General features: G+C 49.6%; 1 protein-coding gene. It reads right to left on the bottom strand.

The window, feature by feature from the left end:
* On the bottom strand, positions 1-623 hold a 623-nt coding region (locus R8O11_RS28970; RefSeq protein ID WP_318195090.1), incomplete at both ends, for a glycoside hydrolase family 2 TIM barrel-domain containing protein.

Below are 623 nucleotides of genomic sequence, written 5' to 3'. Positions count from 1 at the left end.
CATCAGTTGAGCGCGTGAGTACATAGTGGAAATCACATCCACCACTTCAGCATCGCGGTCTTCTTCGTAGTGAACCAAACGGGTGTCATCAATTGCTTTGGTCGCGGTATACATCGCACGGATGTTACAGCCATAACCCGATTCGTTACCGAGTGACCACATGATGATCGATGGGTGGTTTTTCTGTGCGTGCACATGGCGCACTGCGCGATCAACAAACACCGCTTCCCAAGCAGGATCATTGGTGATGCGGCTCAGGTCGCCAACGTTGGCAAAGCCGTGGGTTTCCACATCGGTTTCTGCCATCACAAACAGGCCGTAAATATCACACAGCTCGTAGAAGCGTGGGTCGTTCGGGTAGTGTGCGGTGCGAACTGAGTTGATGTTGTGTTGTTTCATCAAAATCAGATCTTTTTCCACGCGGTCCATGCCCACTGCGCGACCTTTTAGGTGGTCGTTGTCATGACGGTTTACACCATGCAGCATCACGTATTGATTGTTGATGTAAAACAGGCCATCACGCACCTTGATATCACGGAAACCCACGCGTTGTGGGATCACTTCCACTAGGTTGCCTTGGTGATCTTTTAAGGTAATGAACAAGTGGTAAAGGTAAGGATTTT

The sequence above is a fragment of the Vibrio sp. 1288 genome (assembly GCF_033344475.1).
The sequence above is the reverse complement of the archived record's forward strand: the minus strand, read 5'-3'. Positions and strand labels throughout refer to the sequence as shown.